The organism is Gammaproteobacteria bacterium (assembly GCA_013697705.1).
Classification (GTDB): Bacteria; Pseudomonadota; Gammaproteobacteria; order UBA6002; family UBA6002; genus UBA6002.
The window spans coordinates 25,904-42,430 of the sequence record JACCWJ010000024.1 but is presented as its reverse complement, the minus strand read 5'-3'; the positions used below and the strand labels follow the sequence as shown (position 1 = coordinate 42,430).

General features: G+C 34.9%; 17 protein-coding genes and 1 pseudogene. 14 read left to right on the top strand and 4 right to left on the bottom strand.

All coding sequences use genetic code 11. The features are described from left to right. The first annotated feature begins 3 nt into the window (after positions 1–3). A pseudogene (gene nhaA / locus H0U71_05190) lies at positions 4–1,171 on the top strand (Na+/H+ antiporter NhaA). Between the two features lie 101 nt (positions 1,172–1,272). Here nhaA and H0U71_05185 read toward each other — a convergent pair. Together H0U71_05185 and crcB are read right to left on the bottom strand one after the other, a co-directional pair. After that, a complete protein-coding gene (locus H0U71_05185) occupies positions 1,273–1,578 on the bottom strand; it encodes a DUF190 domain-containing protein (protein ID MBA2654440.1) in 306 nt (101 codons plus the stop codon). Beyond that, positions 1,575–1,952: a fluoride efflux transporter CrcB gene (gene crcB, locus H0U71_05180; GenBank protein ID MBA2654439.1), complete on the bottom strand. Its 378-nt coding sequence runs from the start codon at positions 1,950–1,952 to the stop codon at positions 1,575–1,577. The genes H0U71_05185 and crcB overlap by 4 nt, the downstream gene beginning before the upstream one ends. Positions 1,953–2,488: 536 nt before the next feature. Here crcB and H0U71_05175 point away from each other — a divergent pair. The 5 genes from H0U71_05175 (at position 2,489) to H0U71_05155 (ending at position 4,545) form a co-directional block, all read left to right on the top strand. Then, positions 2,489–2,692, top strand: coding sequence for a toxin-antitoxin system HicB family antitoxin (locus H0U71_05175; GenBank protein ID MBA2654438.1), 204 nt, complete (start codon positions 2,489–2,491; stop codon positions 2,690–2,692). A gap of 118 nt (positions 2,693–2,810) precedes the next feature. Then, positions 2,811–3,053 carry a hypothetical protein gene (locus H0U71_05170; protein MBA2654437.1) on the top strand — a complete coding sequence of 81 codons (243 nt, stop codon included), beginning with the start codon at positions 2,811–2,813 and terminating at the stop codon, positions 3,051–3,053. Between the two features lie 87 nt (positions 3,054–3,140). Further along, positions 3,141–3,401 carry a type II toxin-antitoxin system RelE/ParE family toxin gene (locus tag H0U71_05165; GenBank protein ID MBA2654436.1) on the top strand — a complete coding sequence of 87 codons (261 nt, stop codon included), beginning with the start codon at positions 3,141–3,143 and terminating at the stop codon, positions 3,399–3,401. Next, the gene (locus tag H0U71_05160; GenBank protein ID MBA2654435.1) at positions 3,398–3,715 is read left to right on the top strand and encodes a helix-turn-helix transcriptional regulator; all 318 of its coding nucleotides are present in this window, start codon (positions 3,398–3,400) and stop codon (positions 3,713–3,715) included. Before H0U71_05165 ends, H0U71_05160 begins: the two co-directional genes overlap by 4 nt. 551 nt (positions 3,716–4,266) lie before the next feature. After that, positions 4,267–4,545: a hypothetical protein gene (locus tag H0U71_05155; GenBank protein ID MBA2654434.1), complete on the top strand. Its 279-nt coding sequence runs from the start codon at positions 4,267–4,269 to the stop codon at positions 4,543–4,545. A gap of 245 nt (positions 4,546–4,790) precedes the next feature. Here the strand turns inward: H0U71_05155 and H0U71_05150 are convergent, their stop codons facing one another. Next, the gene (locus tag H0U71_05150) at positions 4,791–5,207 is read right to left on the bottom strand and encodes a type II toxin-antitoxin system VapC family toxin (GenBank protein ID MBA2654433.1); all 417 of its coding nucleotides are present in this window, start codon (positions 5,205–5,207) and stop codon (positions 4,791–4,793) included. Beyond that, positions 5,204–5,476: a type II toxin-antitoxin system Phd/YefM family antitoxin gene (locus tag H0U71_05145; GenBank protein ID MBA2654432.1), complete on the bottom strand. Its 273-nt coding sequence runs from the start codon at positions 5,474–5,476 to the stop codon at positions 5,204–5,206. The genes H0U71_05150 and H0U71_05145 overlap by 4 nt, the downstream gene beginning before the upstream one ends. A gap of 1,447 nt (positions 5,477–6,923) precedes the next feature. Between H0U71_05145 and H0U71_05140 the strand changes: the two genes are divergently transcribed. From H0U71_05140 to H0U71_05105, 8 genes are all read left to right on the top strand, one after another. After that, a complete protein-coding gene (locus tag H0U71_05140; GenBank protein MBA2654431.1) occupies positions 6,924–7,700 on the top strand; it encodes a hypothetical protein in 777 nt (258 codons plus the stop codon). Beyond that, a complete protein-coding gene (locus tag H0U71_05135) occupies positions 7,687–8,571 on the top strand; it encodes a nucleotidyl transferase AbiEii/AbiGii toxin family protein (GenBank protein MBA2654430.1) in 885 nt (294 codons plus the stop codon). Before H0U71_05140 ends, H0U71_05135 begins: the two co-directional genes overlap by 14 nt. Before the next feature lie 27 nt (positions 8,572–8,598). Then, positions 8,599–9,432 carry a transglycosylase SLT domain-containing protein gene (locus H0U71_05130; protein ID MBA2654429.1) on the top strand — a complete coding sequence of 278 codons (834 nt, stop codon included), beginning with the start codon at positions 8,599–8,601 and terminating at the stop codon, positions 9,430–9,432. Between the two features lies 1 nt (position 9,433). Next, positions 9,434–9,985: a hypothetical protein gene (locus H0U71_05125; protein MBA2654428.1), complete on the top strand. Its 552-nt coding sequence runs from the start codon at positions 9,434–9,436 to the stop codon at positions 9,983–9,985. Positions 9,986–10,130: 145 nt separating this feature from the next. Beyond that, positions 10,131–10,658, top strand: a complete 528-nt coding sequence (locus tag H0U71_05120) for a transposase (GenBank protein ID MBA2654427.1) — start codon at positions 10,131–10,133, stop codon at positions 10,656–10,658. A gap of 1,246 nt (positions 10,659–11,904) precedes the next feature. Continuing rightward, positions 11,905–13,254, top strand: coding sequence for a putative DNA binding domain-containing protein (locus tag H0U71_05115; protein ID MBA2654426.1), 1,350 nt, complete (start codon positions 11,905–11,907; stop codon positions 13,252–13,254). Positions 13,255–13,300: 46 nt separating this feature from the next. Next, positions 13,301–15,727: a DEAD/DEAH box helicase family protein gene (locus H0U71_05110; protein ID MBA2654425.1), complete on the top strand. Its 2,427-nt coding sequence runs from the start codon at positions 13,301–13,303 to the stop codon at positions 15,725–15,727. A gap of 34 nt (positions 15,728–15,761) precedes the next feature. Continuing rightward, entirely contained in the window at positions 15,762–16,460 is a 699-nt protein-coding gene (locus H0U71_05105; protein ID MBA2654424.1) for a hypothetical protein, read from the top strand. Positions 16,461–16,527 lie beyond the last annotated feature (67 nt).

The following is a 16,527-nucleotide window of genomic DNA, read 5'->3' as shown; positions in this document are numbered from 1 at the left end:
CCCATAAAAAATTTTCAGGAATTTATCAAATACGAGTCAACCAGCAGTATATTTTTACTCATTATTTCTTTCATAGCGATCCTCTGGGCAAATTCACCATGGCGCCCATTGTATTTAGTGTTTTCCATGAACCTATCCATATCAGCGCCTATATTTATCAGTTTGAAACTTCATTAAATCATATTATTAATGATGGAATGATGACTCTCTTTTTTCTACTCGTGACACTTGAGGTAAAACGGCAACTATTGGTTGGAGAACTCAATTCATTAGCTAGAGCGCTATTGCCCCTCATCGCCGCTATTGGCGGCATGTTGCTGCCAGCAGCAATCTATCTATCTTTAAATATGACTCATTTTGTAGCTGTCCGAGGCTGGGCTATTCCCACTGCGACAGATATCGCATTTTCACTTGCCATACTTATATTGCTACGTTCTTATGTCCCTTCTTCCTTGAAGACTTTTTTAACCGCACTAGCCATTATTGATTACCTTGGAGCAATCGTTATCATTGCGATTTTTTATACACATAACCTCCAGGTCTTATATGTTTCTTGGCTTTACTATGCGTATTAATACTCCTTATATTTAACTTAATAGGCATAACTCGTTATTTTCCATATTTCATTATTGGCTTCGCTTTATGGTTGTTTATCCTTAAATCAGGAATTCATTCAACCATAGCGGGGGGCATACTCGGATTATTTATTCCCCTAAAAAGTAGTAAAGAAAACTATTCGCCTTTAAAAAGATTGGAGCATTATTTGCAACTTTGGGTTGCGTATGGTGTGTTGCCGCTTTTTGCACTTGCCAATACCGGGCTTTCATTTTCTGATGTCAAACTATCGAGTTTATTCCATGCCGTTACGCTTGGCATACTTTTAGGACTATTTATAGGCAAACACTTAGGTATATTTTTAGCTTGTTAGGTAGCGGTAAAAGTAAGGGTAGCCAAATTACCAGACGCCATTAACTGGTGTCATTTTTATGGGTTAAGTGTTATTTGCGGAATAGGCTTTACTATGAGTTTATTTATCGGTGATTTGTCTTTCGCAAACTACCAAGCAATTTATGGAAACTTTGTTAAATTGGGTGTTCTAAGTGGATCAATACTTTCTGGAATCACAGGTTCTCTCATCCTATGGGGAACTCGTAGGTTAAGATGTAAGTAACGAGCTTAAATCAGTAGCTAGCAAACATAGAATTGTTTTACTAAATTAAAATTGTCCAGATTATAAATTACGTGGATTCAACAAATAAGTGCAACCACATGTCAAATGTTAGCCTTTGCTTCCCACATAACAATATGTTCTGGTTTTATCATTACATTTAATCCATCAAGAGCTTTATCAATTTTACCTTTATTGTCATCGAAAAATTCGACTATTAAAGGAAGATCAAGAGAAAGATCAACTAATGATGACGTATGATTGCCAGACTCACCAAAACCACTAATGGCGCGAAAAACACTAATGCCACGAATTTTTGCTTCATTTTTCAGATAATCAATTATTTTATTTAATAAATGTGATGATTCAGTGATATAAATTCGCACCATTAACACATCAACAGTTTTCATAAATTCCTTCCTCCAATAACTCCTAGCCAGGCAGCAATAACACAAACAACCGTGCTGAGTAACATATTCATGATTGCGCTAAACCAATTTCCATTTTCAAATAAATTTATTGTTTCGATTGAAAAGGAAGAAAATGTCGTATATCCACCAAGCAAACCAATTAATAATAGTGCCCTAACTTCAGGACCAAAGCCGTCAACTCGTTCCAATGTGATAACAAATAGTAATCCCATCAAAAAACATCCGCTGACATTGACAATCAATGTTCCATATGGGAATTGCCTGCCAAGTATTAAATAAATGCTATTAGAAACCCAATAACGAAGAACGCCACCAATACCAGCTCCAAAGAAAATTAGCACTGTATTATTCAATAAATCTCTCCGTTAATTTGATTGAATATTTCGTTCGGCGTTGCAAAATTTAAAGTCCTTCTTGGTCGTTATTCATCGTAAGATGAAGCTTATTCAAAGAGGTGCTTGTGATTCAGAAATTTTGAAAATTATAGGTTAAGGGTTAGAGTACTGTGCGGTTAGTGGGTGCCCCCTAAAATGGGAAAGAGCCCCCAATTAAACAGGAATTACACAGAAGTTACAACTAGAAAATGGGCCACCACCACCTAAAGCCTTGATTCTATTGGTGGGCCGTGACAGTCTCGAACTGTCGACCCGCTGATTAAGAGTACTCTGTTTAGTCATTCTGTATTTTTCTCAAAAGTTCTTAACTGTTTGATATATTACTGTTTTTTATTCAAAAACCATTCTATCTTCTTCTTGAAAATACTCGAAAATACCTGGTTTTCTTGGCACGATTACACAGGAATTACACAGGAAAATCTCTTCCACCTCCCCTCTTATCAATCTTGATGAGATTAATTCATACTACCCTGCTGAGAGGATAATTCGCTATAATGACGCCCATTAATCAAGATTGGAATTATGCCATGGCTCAAGGCAAACAAAATAACCCCGAAGATAAGAAATTACTCATCCGTTTACCAAAAGAATTACATCAAAAACTTAGGCTTCTAGCCTTTGAACTCAATGTGAGCATGGCTGAGCTTTGTAGAGAAGGGCTAGAATTAATACTCCAAAAACACCAGAAAAGGAAATAAGCATTGAGTATATCGCGATATATCGATATACTTTACCCCTCTAATACAGCAGCGTGACGCGAAGGACTGGTACTCCAACGCGTCACTAGCCACAACTTTACTAACAAGGAGTAAAATCATGGATCAGCATAGCTTAACCAATCTCACGTCATTATTAAATCAGCAAATAGGTTCCCAAGAAACATTAGTCGAATATCTATATAAGGCAAAAGCTCTCATTAATGTAACGTTGGGAAGAGACTTTCTAGATTATGATAAAGTTACTATTAATCATTATCTTTGGATACTAAGCGTATTCATTGAAGATGCATGCTCTCTTAGTGAGAATATACGTAATGACTTGTTGCGAAACGTCCAATGAATGATCGCGAGCCTTATTTGTATTCAGAAGCCCGAAACTAGCAATATAACTAAATATAACCTATAATTACTCCAAAGTAGTAATAACATGGACTATACATTACTGATTAAACGACAAGCTAAGAAGACACTACAAAAACTTTCTCGGCCAGACAGAAATAGGATAACTGAAAAGATTATGGCACTAGGGGCAAACCCAGACGACCCAACACTTGATGTTAAGCCTTTACAAGGGCAGCCCTACTATCGTTTACGTGTTGGCGATTGGCGTGTCATTTATGACAGAGATGATGAGGTAAAGATTATTGCTATAGAGAAAGTCAAACCACGGGGAGATGCATACAAATGAACTTACAAGTTATCAAGTCCGTTGATGGTAAAGATGAGTATGTGCTCTTACCCATTAGCGTTTATAACGCTTTGCGCGACCAGATAAAAGAACGCATGAAGAAAATTAAAAGCAAAGCTGACTATGTCGCTTTTGACCCTGCTGATTATGTTGATAACCCGATTGCCCTTGCACGCATTAAGGCAGGCATTACGCAGGAAGAATTAGCAAAGCGCATGAAAGTTACGCAAGCTTATATAAGCAAAATTGAAGCTCAAGATAAGGTTACGGCGAAAATGCTGCAGAAAGTTAAAGCTGCACTTGATAAGGATTAATCAATATTACAGCGCACGGAGATAATAATATTAGAAATAAATAGGTGTTCTGATTTTAATTACATTAGCTTCAGATTTTATGTTTTGATTTAAATCCAGAACTTTATAGTCCAGTTAAAAAAGGGGGGGCATGTTACATGTATGTGAGAGCGTCAATTGAGCCGCACAAAACTCTATTAAAAAAACCTCCTAAAAACTCGTCTTTATTTAAGATAATATGTTCAGAATATATTTTTGACATGATAGAACATAATTATTTATTTTTTAATGGTGTAGATAATTATACAGATGACAAAAGAGATTCGGACCAGCCAAATCATGATAAAGAATTATGCAAAGGAATTGGATTCGAAAAAGAAAACTTTTACACTTGCGAACTACTATAATAATTCTAGATCAAGATCATATGCTTGCTGCTTTTCTACTGAAGAGACAAAATATCTATGGGATCATTATGGAAATGGCGACGCCAATTCTGTCTGCATGGTTTTAGACTGTTATTGGGATGGAAGATTTGAAGAGTTTTTATAAGCTCCTGAAGGAAAATAATAATGAAAATAATAAAATGTCTTCTTCTATTCACGATCGTGAGCATGTCTTATAAAGTATGCGCTATCAATTCCACTATTAAAAAAAAATATCCTTATACTTTACTCACGGAAGATTACGGCATTTTAAATGAAAATGATTTAGCGGTTTATGCGCGTGGAAAACCCCTAAGACCTTTCAATTTGGAAAATAGTGGCGCATATAATTATTGGCAGTGTTTTCCTCGTGAAAAAGTTACAGTTTTTCTCGAGGATATGGGTTATTCTTCAGATGAACTGTAAGTCATTGAAAATAAATGGGCCGTGACAGGCTCGAACTGTCGACCCGCTAATTAAGAGTGCGCATAGTCGAAAATTGTTCTATTTATTAATCAATGCTTTACGGTGCTTTAGCCTAATCAAAATCTATATAAATCTACTTCAATAGGCAGTAAATCTACTACAGCGCGTGACAATTTTCACTACAGCACCCCCAAAAGTGTTACCCATGTTTTCGGTATAATTTGCAACCTATGTCTCCAATGAACTTAACCCCAAGGATTAAAGATAAGCACTCCCGTGGGCTCAAAATCAGACACATTGCGAGTCATAATATGCAACCCGTTAACCAATGCCGTTGCTGCTATTAACCCATCAGCAGCTGGAATAATTTTTCCTCTCGTTTGTGCATTTGCGGTGAGCTCACCCCAAACATGTACCGTTTCACAGTCGATATTTAAAATGCGCTCGACATAACTACTTTCAATAGTCATTGCCCAGTCGGCTAATTCCGTCTTTTTTTTGGAAGACGGCAATAGTGCAATGCCTTTAATAATTTCACCGATTGTAATTACACTAACGAATAAATCGTGGGATTCGAAGCGCTTAAACGTATTTTTTAGTAAAGCAGTACTCTTAGGATTTCTTAGCTCAGACAGTATGCATGTATCTAACAATACCCTCATAGATCTATCTTACGCATTGGCGATTCATCGCGTGTTAAATCAAGCCCTTCTAAATCAGGGGTTGAATGCAATAAAAAGGCTTTAAAATCTGGGTGCTTTAATTTTGCTTTAAGTTGAAGGTATTCACTTTCTGAAATTACTACCACATTTCCATCTCGCCGATAGATTTTTTGGGGTCCCTCGGATAAAGCAGATCTCGCCACTTCACTGAAGCGGTTTTTTGCTTCGGCTAATTGCCAATAATCAACTTTGCTTTTGTTTGCACTCATTTTTTTGCTCCAATAAAATCTAGATAACCTAGATTTATTATAGGCCGAAATATTCAAAATAGCAATACAAGAACAATTTATTCGCCCATGAAACTTTTCGTTGAACATCCTAAATTAAATGAGCCAGAAAGTGACTGGTCAAACATGTTCCTCGCCAAGTTCCGATGCTTCCACCAAAAGAACTATACTAGCAGGAGCTACCAAACCTGATAGATTGGTTGCATGGTAATAATAGCAAGCTTATAGAAACACCAATACCCCTCCCTGTAAATGAGAATATCAATTCCTCATGGCAACCATCTAGTATGATTCAAGCATGGGGCTTGGAGATACCTTTTGAGTTAATTCGCTATGCTGGCGCTAACCATTTTTGTATAAAAATGGATTACAAAAATGATACGCACTTAATTGAGCCTTATGATCTGAAAAAAATCAGGACGAGATTTTGATATTGAACGCAGTAAATCACGAAACAAATGAATTATTACCTTTCATTTAAAATTCATTCAAAAAGTCGTCATCACGGAAATACCATTTTCTTCACGATATTTAATGTCTTTAACACCATTATTAAAATAATGTCGAGATTGCTTGCCCATCGCCATACCAATGCCTAATCATACTGAACTCGTTTTTGTAGATCAGTGACCCAAATAGTTTTGAATACCACTGATCTTGAATATCACAATTTGTCACCCGATGAGTATCCTAATGTAAGCAAAGAAAGAGCACTATGAATCCATTTGGATCAGAGTTCCGCAAAGTTTTTTATCGTCATAAATAATCGCTGAAAAAAACCTATAAAAAGACATGAAAATATTCCAATTCCATTAATAGCAAATAAGGGATAGGTCTCTTCAAACGGAGGTAAAACGGGAAATCGAAACTTTAAATAATAGCCAAACAAAATCATCCCAATCACATATAATAAAAACACGAAAGACCATCTTGGCAGTTGTTTTGAAACTACAAATATTTGATACCAATGCCATGCTGTCGTAATCAGCGTAGTAATTGATGAAGAGACATGTAAACTAGAACCCCTAGAAAACCCTTTTGGTCCAAAAGTGTTACCTATGTCTTCGGTATAATCTGTAACCTATGTCTCCGGTACGGACCTGATTATATTGGCTCCCCGGGACGGACTCGAACCGCCGACCAAGTGATTAACAGTTAGCCAATCAGTTTTTAACTATTTGATTTTAAATGTTTTTAATAATTGGATGCCCACTATATTTGTCATACTGTGTCTAACAATGTCGCACCAATCTACGCAAAAGTCCCGCAAGCTAAATTTGTGGGTTTTAAAGGAGATTGAGTATTGGGTATTCTCCTTAAATGATTGGCTATTTTAGTCTAACATTTGATATAAATATTGCATTCTATTTATTGACAGTAGATAATTTTTCTATTATTGACAAATAGAATGTAATCAATGAATCCTACAATGATTAGCCAGTTTTTTGCATATATACAAATGCAAGAGAAAAACATATTTTATTTTGGGGAACTACAAAAGGTTTTTAATATCAGTTCTCAACAAGAAAAAGACCTATTGAGTAACTTATCTCGAAGAGGAATGATTATCAGATTGAAGAGAGGAGTTTATTTAGTCCCTCAGAAAATCCCTCCTGGTGGTAAATGGCAACCGGATTCTCTTTATCTCATCAGTCAATTTATGAAGGTGATAGGAGCCAAATATTATATTGGTGGTCTTTACGCTTTTCATCATTACGGGCTAACAAATCAGCTTGTAAATGAAATCACGATTTATAACGATCGTTTATCCGGAAAAAAAAGATTAGGGAATCTAAATATTCAATTAATTAAAATTGCTTCGCCAAAAATTGGTGAACCGGTTACTTTAAGTTTCAAAGAAAAAGAACAGGTAAATATCAGTAGGTTATCTCGTACTATCCTTGATGCTATTAAGGATTGGAGTCGATTTAATACCTTGCCCACGGCTTTTGAATGGATTAAAAATAATATTCAAGATTATGGTTTTCTAAGTGAACTGGTAAACGATACAATCATGTATGGAAATATGAGTAGCAAAAGACGTATTGGATATTTTCTTTATAAACAAACTCATGATAAAAAACTCGTGGAACCAATCTTAAAAAAATTGACAGCTTCAAAAAGCTGGTTACCTCTAGATCCTCAGGGAGGCACTAAAGGATTAACAAAAAAAGAATGGAGAATAATTGATAATGTCCATAATTGAAAATCATTTAGATAAAAATTCTTTTCTTTCTGCCATTGAATTTACTGCAGCAGAAACAAATTTTGAACCAGGTTTAATTGAAAAAGATTACTTTTGTAGTGTACTTCTTAGTTGGATATCATCGCAGGATATCGATAATTTAAATTTTAAAGGAGGGACATTGCTTGCAAAAGGTCATGCTGGTTTTTATAGGCTAAGTGATGATTTGGATTTTACATTGCCAACGCCCTCACTAGCAAGTCGTAAGATAAGAAGTGAAGCCATGAGCCCTCTTAAATCAATATTTAACCAAATACCTAAAATCTTTAAAGGTATAGATATAAAAATTGAGCTGAAAGGTAGCAATGAATCAAGACAATATAATGCCGAAATAAGCTATGAATCAATTTTGGGATTCAAAGAAGGAAGAATATTGATAGAGATTGGATTACGAGAAGAGTTACTTGAATCGCCAATTATTATAAAACTTAATACTTTATTGATTAATCCGTTTACAAAAAAACAATTTGTTAGCCCTTTTGATTTTCGTTGTCTTAGTCGGGATGAAGCTTATGCTGAGAAAATAAGAGCAGCCTTAACAAGTAATAGATTAGCTATACGTGATTTTTTTGATTTGGATTTTGCTTTAAAAAGAAATTTAATTAATTTAAACGATGAAGGCTTCATTAAACTTGTTTCAAAAAAAATTGAAAATAATAATAATATCCTTTTAGAACTCAATAACCCTATAAAAGAACAATTGAAAAGAAAAATAATCACTGAATTAGTTCCAACTTTAAGAAAACAAGAAATAGGAAGTTTTGACCTGAATAAAGTTATTGAAAACCTGGAGCTGCTTCAAAGCAGATTAAAATTAATGTGTAAAAAATAATTAAGTTTAATTGAGAGGGATTTTAATATGGCAAATGAATTTATCGATACAAATCTTCTTGAAGAAGAAAGTTTAGGGTCTATTGTTGATTCAGATAAAAAAGTTCATCCTTGGCGTATTTGTCCAATTGGAAAGCATTATGTTCGAACTCACACTCTTCATATTCCTCCAAGTAAGCAACACCCTGAGGGAGAGGTAGTAACAAGGCATGCGCATTGTGCCAATAACCCACAAAGAAAAGACCCTAAGGAACATGAGCAAAGAGATTTATTGTCCTATGATGAACTTCAGCTAATTTCAAAAACTTACTTTTCAAGTTTGAATGGACCACCTAAAGCAGGGGTTCTTACCCAATTCCCTAATGCTGATGAATTTGATCAACAAATTCGTGGATGGGTACGTTATTGGAATGAAGTATTTCAGGCTATAAACCCGCTCGATCCTAACCTGGTAAAAGCTCTTATAGCAAGTGAGTCAAGTTTTAGTCCGGAACAACACAATCAAACAAAAAACGAAAAGTTAGGAAAAGCACATGGTTTGATGCAAATATTAGATGCAACTTTAACATATCTCGCGGGTCATGAAGGTGGAGTGAGAGATCACTTTGTTTGTCTCGATTCGAAAGAAGTGATGGATCCATCTGCCAACATTTGTGCAGGTGTTCGTTGGCTCTTCATGAAAAAAGCTGCTGCTGCTGAGAGAGTTAAGCATGCTAAATTAGATCGCGCAGTAACGTGGGATGATGCGATAGCGGAATATAAAGGAATATTCAAGGATATTATTGAAGAAAAAGATAATCCTGATCCGCTAAATGAAATGCCAAAATTCCACAAATTCTATGAACAATTATTAAGGTCTTAACATGAGAAAAAAAATTATTTTGATTCTTATATTATTTTCTTTTGTTTGGAAGACATATGCTATTACCAATTCTTTAAGGCAGGAATATCCTAATTCATTATTAACAGATGACTATGGAATTCTAATTAGGAAAGATTTAAAGAGTGAAAAGCCGGCACCTTTTTTACTAAAGAATCCTCCCGGTTATGTTTATTGGCAATGTTTTCCTCGTGACCGTCTAGTGATTAGCCTTGAAGATTTCGGTTCCACTGCAGAAGATATTGGAATAGATGAAAACTACAGCAGTTTAAAAATTACTGCATCCAATAAGCATGATATTTCGCATGAGTATGTTATGCGAAGAAGATGGCCTCTTAGTGTTTATGAAAGAAGATTCAACTCATGGATAAAGTTAATGAAAGGTGAGAACTATGTCTGCATAGCTGGAGAGTTTTTTAATTATAAAGCAAAAATGGAAGGTGGAAAAAGGCTAGGAGTATGTTCATGGATTTTTGAAAAAATTAAAACCAAAAAAGGTCAAGATTCTTACTTTACGAAAAATGTGCTTAATTAACAGAGCGTTCCTGTTATCTCAAGAAAAAATAAAGCCTTTATGTTTTAATTTAAAAGGGAGTGTCATATTAAGTGTGTAAATAGCCATAATCCGATATCCTTATTTAAATAAATTTGGATGTCACACACTTAAAAGGGAAATAACAATGGCTGCAGGAGATACAGTACGCGATGAAATTATAGATGAATTATTAGGTAGCACCAAGTCAGCAGAAGATTTATTTGGTAAAGATGGTTTGTTAAAAAATCTTACCAAACGATTGATGGAGCGATTGCTAGAAGCAGAAATGACCAATCATCTAGGTTATATGAAACACGCTATCGAAGGTAATAACACAGGCAATTCTCGTAATGGTAAAACTAAGAAAACAGTAAAAATAGGAAATGGTAACGTAGAAATATCCATTCCACGAGACCGCGAAAGTGCATTTACGCCTCTATTAGTTGAAAAACGCCAAAGCCGTCTAGCAGGATTGGATGATAAGATTCTATCGCTCTATGCGAAAGGAATGACGATTCGAGATATACAAGATCACTTGCAAGAACTTTATGGAACAGAAATTTCACGAGACTTAATATCAACTATAACCGATGCTGTGCTTGAAGATGTTAAGGCATGGCGCTGTCGTCCGCTAGACGATTTATACCCCATTGTATTTATAGATGGCTTGTAGCTAAATGTCGGCTCGATGGGCGGGTTGAAAACCGAACGGTGTATGTGATATTCGGAATCAAAATTTCAACTGGTTAACTGGCTCACTATTATCATGGTACCTATGAACTTCAGATTTTGAGAGTTCTAAATCTTTATAAATAAAATATAGAAAGACAGCTTCATGTAAAAATTGCTTAGAGTTAGAATCGGCATTTTTTGAGAGTAGATTTCTAATTACAGTCAGATTTTTAGCAATTTCAAAATTATTTCTTTTTATGTAGGAAACTGTATAAATCTCAGGCTGTTCGATATGATAATGTTCATTTCTTTTTTTTTCATAGGAATAAAAAATTTTATGGTTAAAAGCTATTATTGCATTCAATAATTTTTTGTTCAGGAATCCAAGGCTAGGTTCTTGTAGAATATTATTAAATCTTTTTTCTGTTTGGGAGATCGCGTTGATCCTTTGCTGGTAATCGGTTAAAGATATTGAACAATATTTCATCTGGTAACTTTTCAAAGAATCTAAACATACTAAACACTACCTCATCAATTTCGTTATTACTCATCAACATGATGCTCTTGCAATTTATCAAGATACTACCATCCAATGCTTAAGAAATCCTGATTCACAATTCAAAAGAAATGGCAGCCATCAATCATAGCACCACCTAGCACTGAGTATTTGAAAATTTTGGGGATAGCTCGTAAGCTATTGAAAAATAAGTGGGCCGTGACAGTCTCGAACTGTCGACCCGCTGATTAAGAGCCTCTTTCTTCGTTTTTATGTTATTGATTATTAACAATTTTTAATTCTAGGACGCCCGCTAAAATGTCGCAGAATGTCATAGAGCGTCATAGCGATTCCCGCAAAACTCCCGCACCCAAATATAAGCCTGAAAAGAACCCAGAAATCTTTTCCTTCTGAGTACTTCCGGGTTCATCGATTAACTAAAAAAATAGGGTTCTATATTTAGAAATAGGGTATTTTAGCCTTTATTTTGCCCCCTTTTGAAGAATAGCTAATAGCCAACTCACATTGACCGATAATCCCCTAACTCAAAACTTCCAACAAACTGCATTGGATATAGCCCCGCAAGGAACCCAGAAATCTTTTACTTCTGGGGTGCTCCGGGTCTGATCACAATCGCGTTCTACTTTAACGTATTTCTTCTTAATCCGAATGCAAGAAATTAACCCAGAAAATTTGACAATTTTAATTTTCTGGGTTAATTTCTTGGTAGTTAATTAAATAGATGGGTAAAATGTTAGAAGCATTATTGAGCCAAGAAGAAAGCAAAGTACTCGAATTCAAAGAAAATGCTGAATCCTTAAATGGCATAATTCGCACAATTATTGCATTTGGAAACACAGCAGGAGGAACCATTGTTGTCGGGATTAAAGACAAAACAAAAGAAGCTATTGGTGTAAAGAATATTTTGAATGAAGAGGAAAGGATCGCAAATGCAATAGCTGATTCCATTACCCCATTAATTACTCCAAATTTTCAGTTTAATACCTGGAGAAACCGTGATTTCCTCATAATTTCCGTTAATTTTGCTCCAATGCCTTATTACCTTAAAAGTAAAGGATTAGAACACGGCGTATATATTCGTTTAGGTTCTACGAATAGGGTTGCTGATAAAGCCACGATAGCTGAATTGCATCGCTTAGCGATTCATCAAAGCTTTGATGAATTACCAAATTTTCAAGCAAAACAAGAGGATATTGATTTATCACTCGCTAAAGAACTTTTTTTGGCTAAAGGAAAAAAATTTGACCTCAATGTCGCTAAATCTATGCATTTGCTTGTTTCTTACCAGTCCACTTATTACCCCTCCAACAGCGCAATTCTTATCTTTGGTAAAGACCGAAGACATTTTTTTCCAGATGCAATTATTCAATGTGGATGCTTTGCTGGAACAACGAAAACACAAATTATTGACCAACAGGAAATTGATCTTCCTCTACCAAATGCGATTGACCAAGCAATTTTATTCATAGAACGTAACAGTTCAGTAAGAAGCGAAATTGGCCGAATACAACGAATTGATATTCCCCAATATCCGCCCGTAGTTCTTAGGGAAGCGATTATTAATGCGATAGTGCATGCAGATTATTCAATAAAGGGAGGAACAATACAAATTGCTATTTTTTCCGATCGATTAGAGATAACTAATCCAGGAACATTGCCCTATGGCCTTACACTTGAGAAAGCGTTAAGTGGGATTTCACAATTGCGTAATCGTGTTATTGGACATATATTTAGAGAACTTAGCCTTATAGAACGTTGGGGCTCAGGATTAGGACGTATGATAGAAGTTTGCCAACAACAAGGAATAACTGAACCTAAATTTGAAGAACTTGATAATTATTTTCGTGTCACACTTTATCATGATGCACATTTAGTGCCCACCAAAGTAATCTGGCAAAAAGTAATAATAAATTATTTAAAACAGCATCAGATAGTAACAACAAAAGATGCAAGTAGAGTTTGGAAAGTAACGGAAAGAACAGCATCGTCTAGATTAAAAAAAATGCTTGATGAAGGTTTGATTATCGAAGTAGGCACAGGCCCGTTTGATCCCAAGAAAAAATTTGTTTTAACAAAATAAACTGTATCATGGAAAAATTTTCACGAACACTAAATGAATACTAGAAATATGCAACAGATTACAGAAAATTGAAGTCACCAAAGTGCGTCTTCAAGAACTAGAAATCGAAAGAAATTCCCTACTAAACGAGCTTAATCAATTACATGTTCAGTTAGAAAATATAAAAAAGAGAAATCTTCATACTGAAAATAAAAAATTTTCGCCTGCAGAAAAAATTCAAATTTTTACGGATCTTTTCCGTGGTCGACTAGACGTGTTTCCAAAGCGATGGGAAAATTTAAAAACCGGCAAATCCGGTTATTCACCTACTTGCTCAAACGAGTGGGTTAAGGGCAAATGTAACAAGCCCATAATCAAATGTAAAGATTGCCCTAACCAAGCTTTTATTCCAATCTCTGAAGAAGTAATCCGAAAGCATTTAGTTGGAGAAGAGATCCAAGGGCAACGAGTAGATTGTACGATTGGTATTTATCCCATTTTACCTGATGATACTTGCTGGTTTTTGGCGGTTGATTTCGATAAAGAGCATTGGCAACGTGATGTTTCAGCCTTTATAAAAGCATGTGATTGTAAACATATCTTCCCCGCTATTGAACGATCACGCTCGGGAAATGGCTGTCATGTATGGATCTTTTTTAAACAGCCTATCCCTGCATTGGAAGCGAGAAAAATGGGATCAGTTTTAATTACACTTGCAATGGAGATACATCCTGATATTGGCTTTGAATCGTATGATCGCTTTTTCCCTAATCAAGATACTCTGCCCGCAGGCGGTTTCGGTAACTTAATCGCTTTACCCTTACAACGTACTCCCAGAGAAAAAAATAACAGCTTATTTTTAGATAAAAATTTTGTTCCATATGAAGATCAATGGTCTTATTTAGTGTCTAGCACACAACTTTCAGTCGAAGATGTTAAAAGAATTGTTAATGAAGCTTCTGCTAAAGGCCAAATATTAGGCGTTCGAATGCCAATAGTGGATGAAAGTGAAACTCCTTGGGAAACGAAATCACTTACTATTGATTCAGAGTTTCCAAAAGATCAAAATTTACCACCTAATATTAATATTGTTATAAGTAACCAGTTATATATAGAGAAACAAGAATTACCACCTGCATTGATCAATAAACTGATAAGATTAGCAGCATTTCAAAACCCAGAATTTTACAAGGCACAAGCAATGCGTCTCTCGACATTTGGAAAACCAAGAATCATTGCTTGTGCTGAGAATTTTTCAAAACATATCGGGTTACCAAGAGGATGTTTTGAAGAGGTTATTCAGCTTTTAAAATCATTAAACATTGAAGTTAATATCGAAGATAAACGTAATAAAGGCAACTCCATTGATACAAATTTTTTGGGTGAGCTAACCTCTGAGCAAGAAAAATCAGTTATTGCGTTAGCAAAATATGATACTGGCGTACTTGCAGCAACAACTGCATTTGGAAAAACCGTTATCGCTGCTCATATGATTGCAAAGAGAAGAACCAATACATTAATTATTGTTCATCGGAAACAATTGTTAGACCAATGGCTCGAAAGATTAAAGACTTTTTTAGAAATTGATAGCAATCAAATTGGAATCATAGGTGGTGGCAAACGAAAACCAACTGGAATAATAGACATTGCTATTATACAAAGTCTTATTAGAAAAAATCAGGTTAATGAAATAGTTGAGAATTATGGTCAAATAATCGTTGATGAATGCCATCATCTTTCTGCGATTAGCTTTGAGTCAGTGATGCGAGCATGCAAAGCAAAATACATACTAGGGCTTACGGCGACAATATCTCGTAAAGATGGTCATCATCCTATAATATTTATGCAGTGCGGTCCAGTACGTTATAAAGTAGATGCAAAGAAACAAGCAGAATTACGACCCTTCGACCATCAAGTGAATATTCGCTATACCCATTTTAATTTCTTGCCGCTAGAAAATACTACGAACATTATTAATCAAGTTTATGCTCGAATAATTGCAGATGATGGTAGAAACGCACTTATATTTAACGATGTTCTTGAAACCCTTCAAGCTGGCAGAAGCCCATTATTACTTACGGAGCGCAAGGATCATGCTATCCATTTAGCAAAACTATTTTCTAAATTTTGTAAGAATGTAGTTTTAATGACTGGCGGTCAATCAAAGAAAAATTTCAATGATGTAAAAGATAAACTTGCTACTATTCGAGACGACGAAGAAAGATTGTTGATCGCTACAGGTCGTTACATTGGTGAAGGATTTGATGATTCACGTCTAGATACTTTGTTTTTGACGATGCCAATATCCTGGCATGGCACAATCGCTCAATATGCGGGCAGGCTCCATCGATTACATCATAGCAAAAAGGAAGTCTTAATATATGATTATGTAGATAGCAATGTCCAGATGCTGGTAAAAATGTCTGAGAAAAGAATTAAAGGTTATAAAAAGCTTGGGTATATTATTTCATCAACTGAAAACAATTTCTGTTAACGGTTAGCAGAAATATTTCAACTAAGGAAAGGAAATGGATTTACTTTCAGGCTTAATTGGAGCATTAATCGCTTCAATCTTAACGATTATATATTTGTATCTTGTTGATAAAATAAAGTTTCGTGAAAATATATTATTAGAGATAATTGATTATCTAGAAAATATTTACCATCGCCTTCAAACCATTCATTCACTTAAGAAAATTTTATTTACTGATAAGCAAAAAATCGAAATAAATCATAAAAATATATACGAGGAATTAGCATTTCTCTTAAAAACGTCCTCACCCCATGCGAAGTTAAGACTTGCATATGGAGAAGGTAAAGAATTACAAAAGCTGAATTACTTTTCAACTAAGATTAGAGAAGTGTCTTTAATCTTATTTAATACCAATGAAGAAACTTGGGGAAAGAATGACTCGAACATATTATCGATCATCTCCAAAGTTGAAATTCAAAAAAATCTTTTAATTAATTATTTATTTGACGGATTATCTATTGTCAGGATATTAGAATTTAAATTTTTTGGTATCGTTCGTAAATTCAATAAGGGTGTAGCTACTGATGGTGAAATCACAAAAAATATTTTGAAAATGAGATTCTCAGATATCAATAAATTATTGGATGTAAGCACTGGCTATTTGTCTGATGTGGAAGTAAATTCTGTTCACGAACAAATTGACATAATTATGAAAATAATAACAGAAAATGAAAAATTATCATCAGACAATTGAAGCTTTTACATATCATCTTTCAGATTATTAAATTGCCTCATTTTGAACTAGTGGGCACTCTAGCAGT

Bases quoted from the DNA above. Each gene is read 5' to 3' on its own strand.
- H0U71_05130 (MBA2654429.1), top strand. From the start codon at position 8,599: ATGGCAAATGAATTTATCGATACAAATCTTCTTGAAGAAGAAAGTTTA.
- H0U71_05120 (MBA2654427.1), top strand. From the start codon at position 10,131: ATGGCTGCAGGAGATACAGTACGCGATGAAATTATAGATGAATTATTA.
- H0U71_05165 (MBA2654436.1), top strand. From the start codon at position 3,141: ATGGACTATACATTACTGATTAAACGACAAGCTAAGAAGACACTACAA.
- H0U71_05140 (MBA2654431.1), top strand. From the start codon at position 6,924: ATGATTAGCCAGTTTTTTGCATATATACAAATGCAAGAGAAAAACATA.
- H0U71_05145 (MBA2654432.1), bottom strand. From the start codon at position 5,476: ATGAGTGCAAACAAAAGCAAAGTTGATTATTGGCAATTAGCCGAAGCA.
- H0U71_05175 (MBA2654438.1), top strand. From the start codon at position 2,489: ATGACGCCCATTAATCAAGATTGGAATTATGCCATGGCTCAAGGCAAA.
- H0U71_05125 (MBA2654428.1), top strand. From the start codon at position 9,434: ATGAGAAAAAAAATTATTTTGATTCTTATATTATTTTCTTTTGTTTGG.
- H0U71_05160 (MBA2654435.1), top strand. From the start codon at position 3,398: ATGAACTTACAAGTTATCAAGTCCGTTGATGGTAAAGATGAGTATGTG.
- H0U71_05150 (MBA2654433.1), bottom strand. From the start codon at position 5,207: ATGAGGGTATTGTTAGATACATGCATACTGTCTGAGCTAAGAAATCCT.
- H0U71_05135 (MBA2654430.1), top strand. From the start codon at position 7,687: ATGTCCATAATTGAAAATCATTTAGATAAAAATTCTTTTCTTTCTGCC.
- H0U71_05185 (MBA2654440.1), bottom strand. From the start codon at position 1,578: ATGAAAACTGTTGATGTGTTAATGGTGCGAATTTATATCACTGAATCA.
- H0U71_05105 (MBA2654424.1), top strand. From the start codon at position 15,762: ATGGATTTACTTTCAGGCTTAATTGGAGCATTAATCGCTTCAATCTTA.
- H0U71_05170 (MBA2654437.1), top strand. From the start codon at position 2,811: ATGGATCAGCATAGCTTAACCAATCTCACGTCATTATTAAATCAGCAA.
- H0U71_05115 (MBA2654426.1), top strand. From the start codon at position 11,905: ATGTTAGAAGCATTATTGAGCCAAGAAGAAAGCAAAGTACTCGAATTC.
- H0U71_05155 (MBA2654434.1), top strand. From the start codon at position 4,267: ATGAAAATAATAAAATGTCTTCTTCTATTCACGATCGTGAGCATGTCT.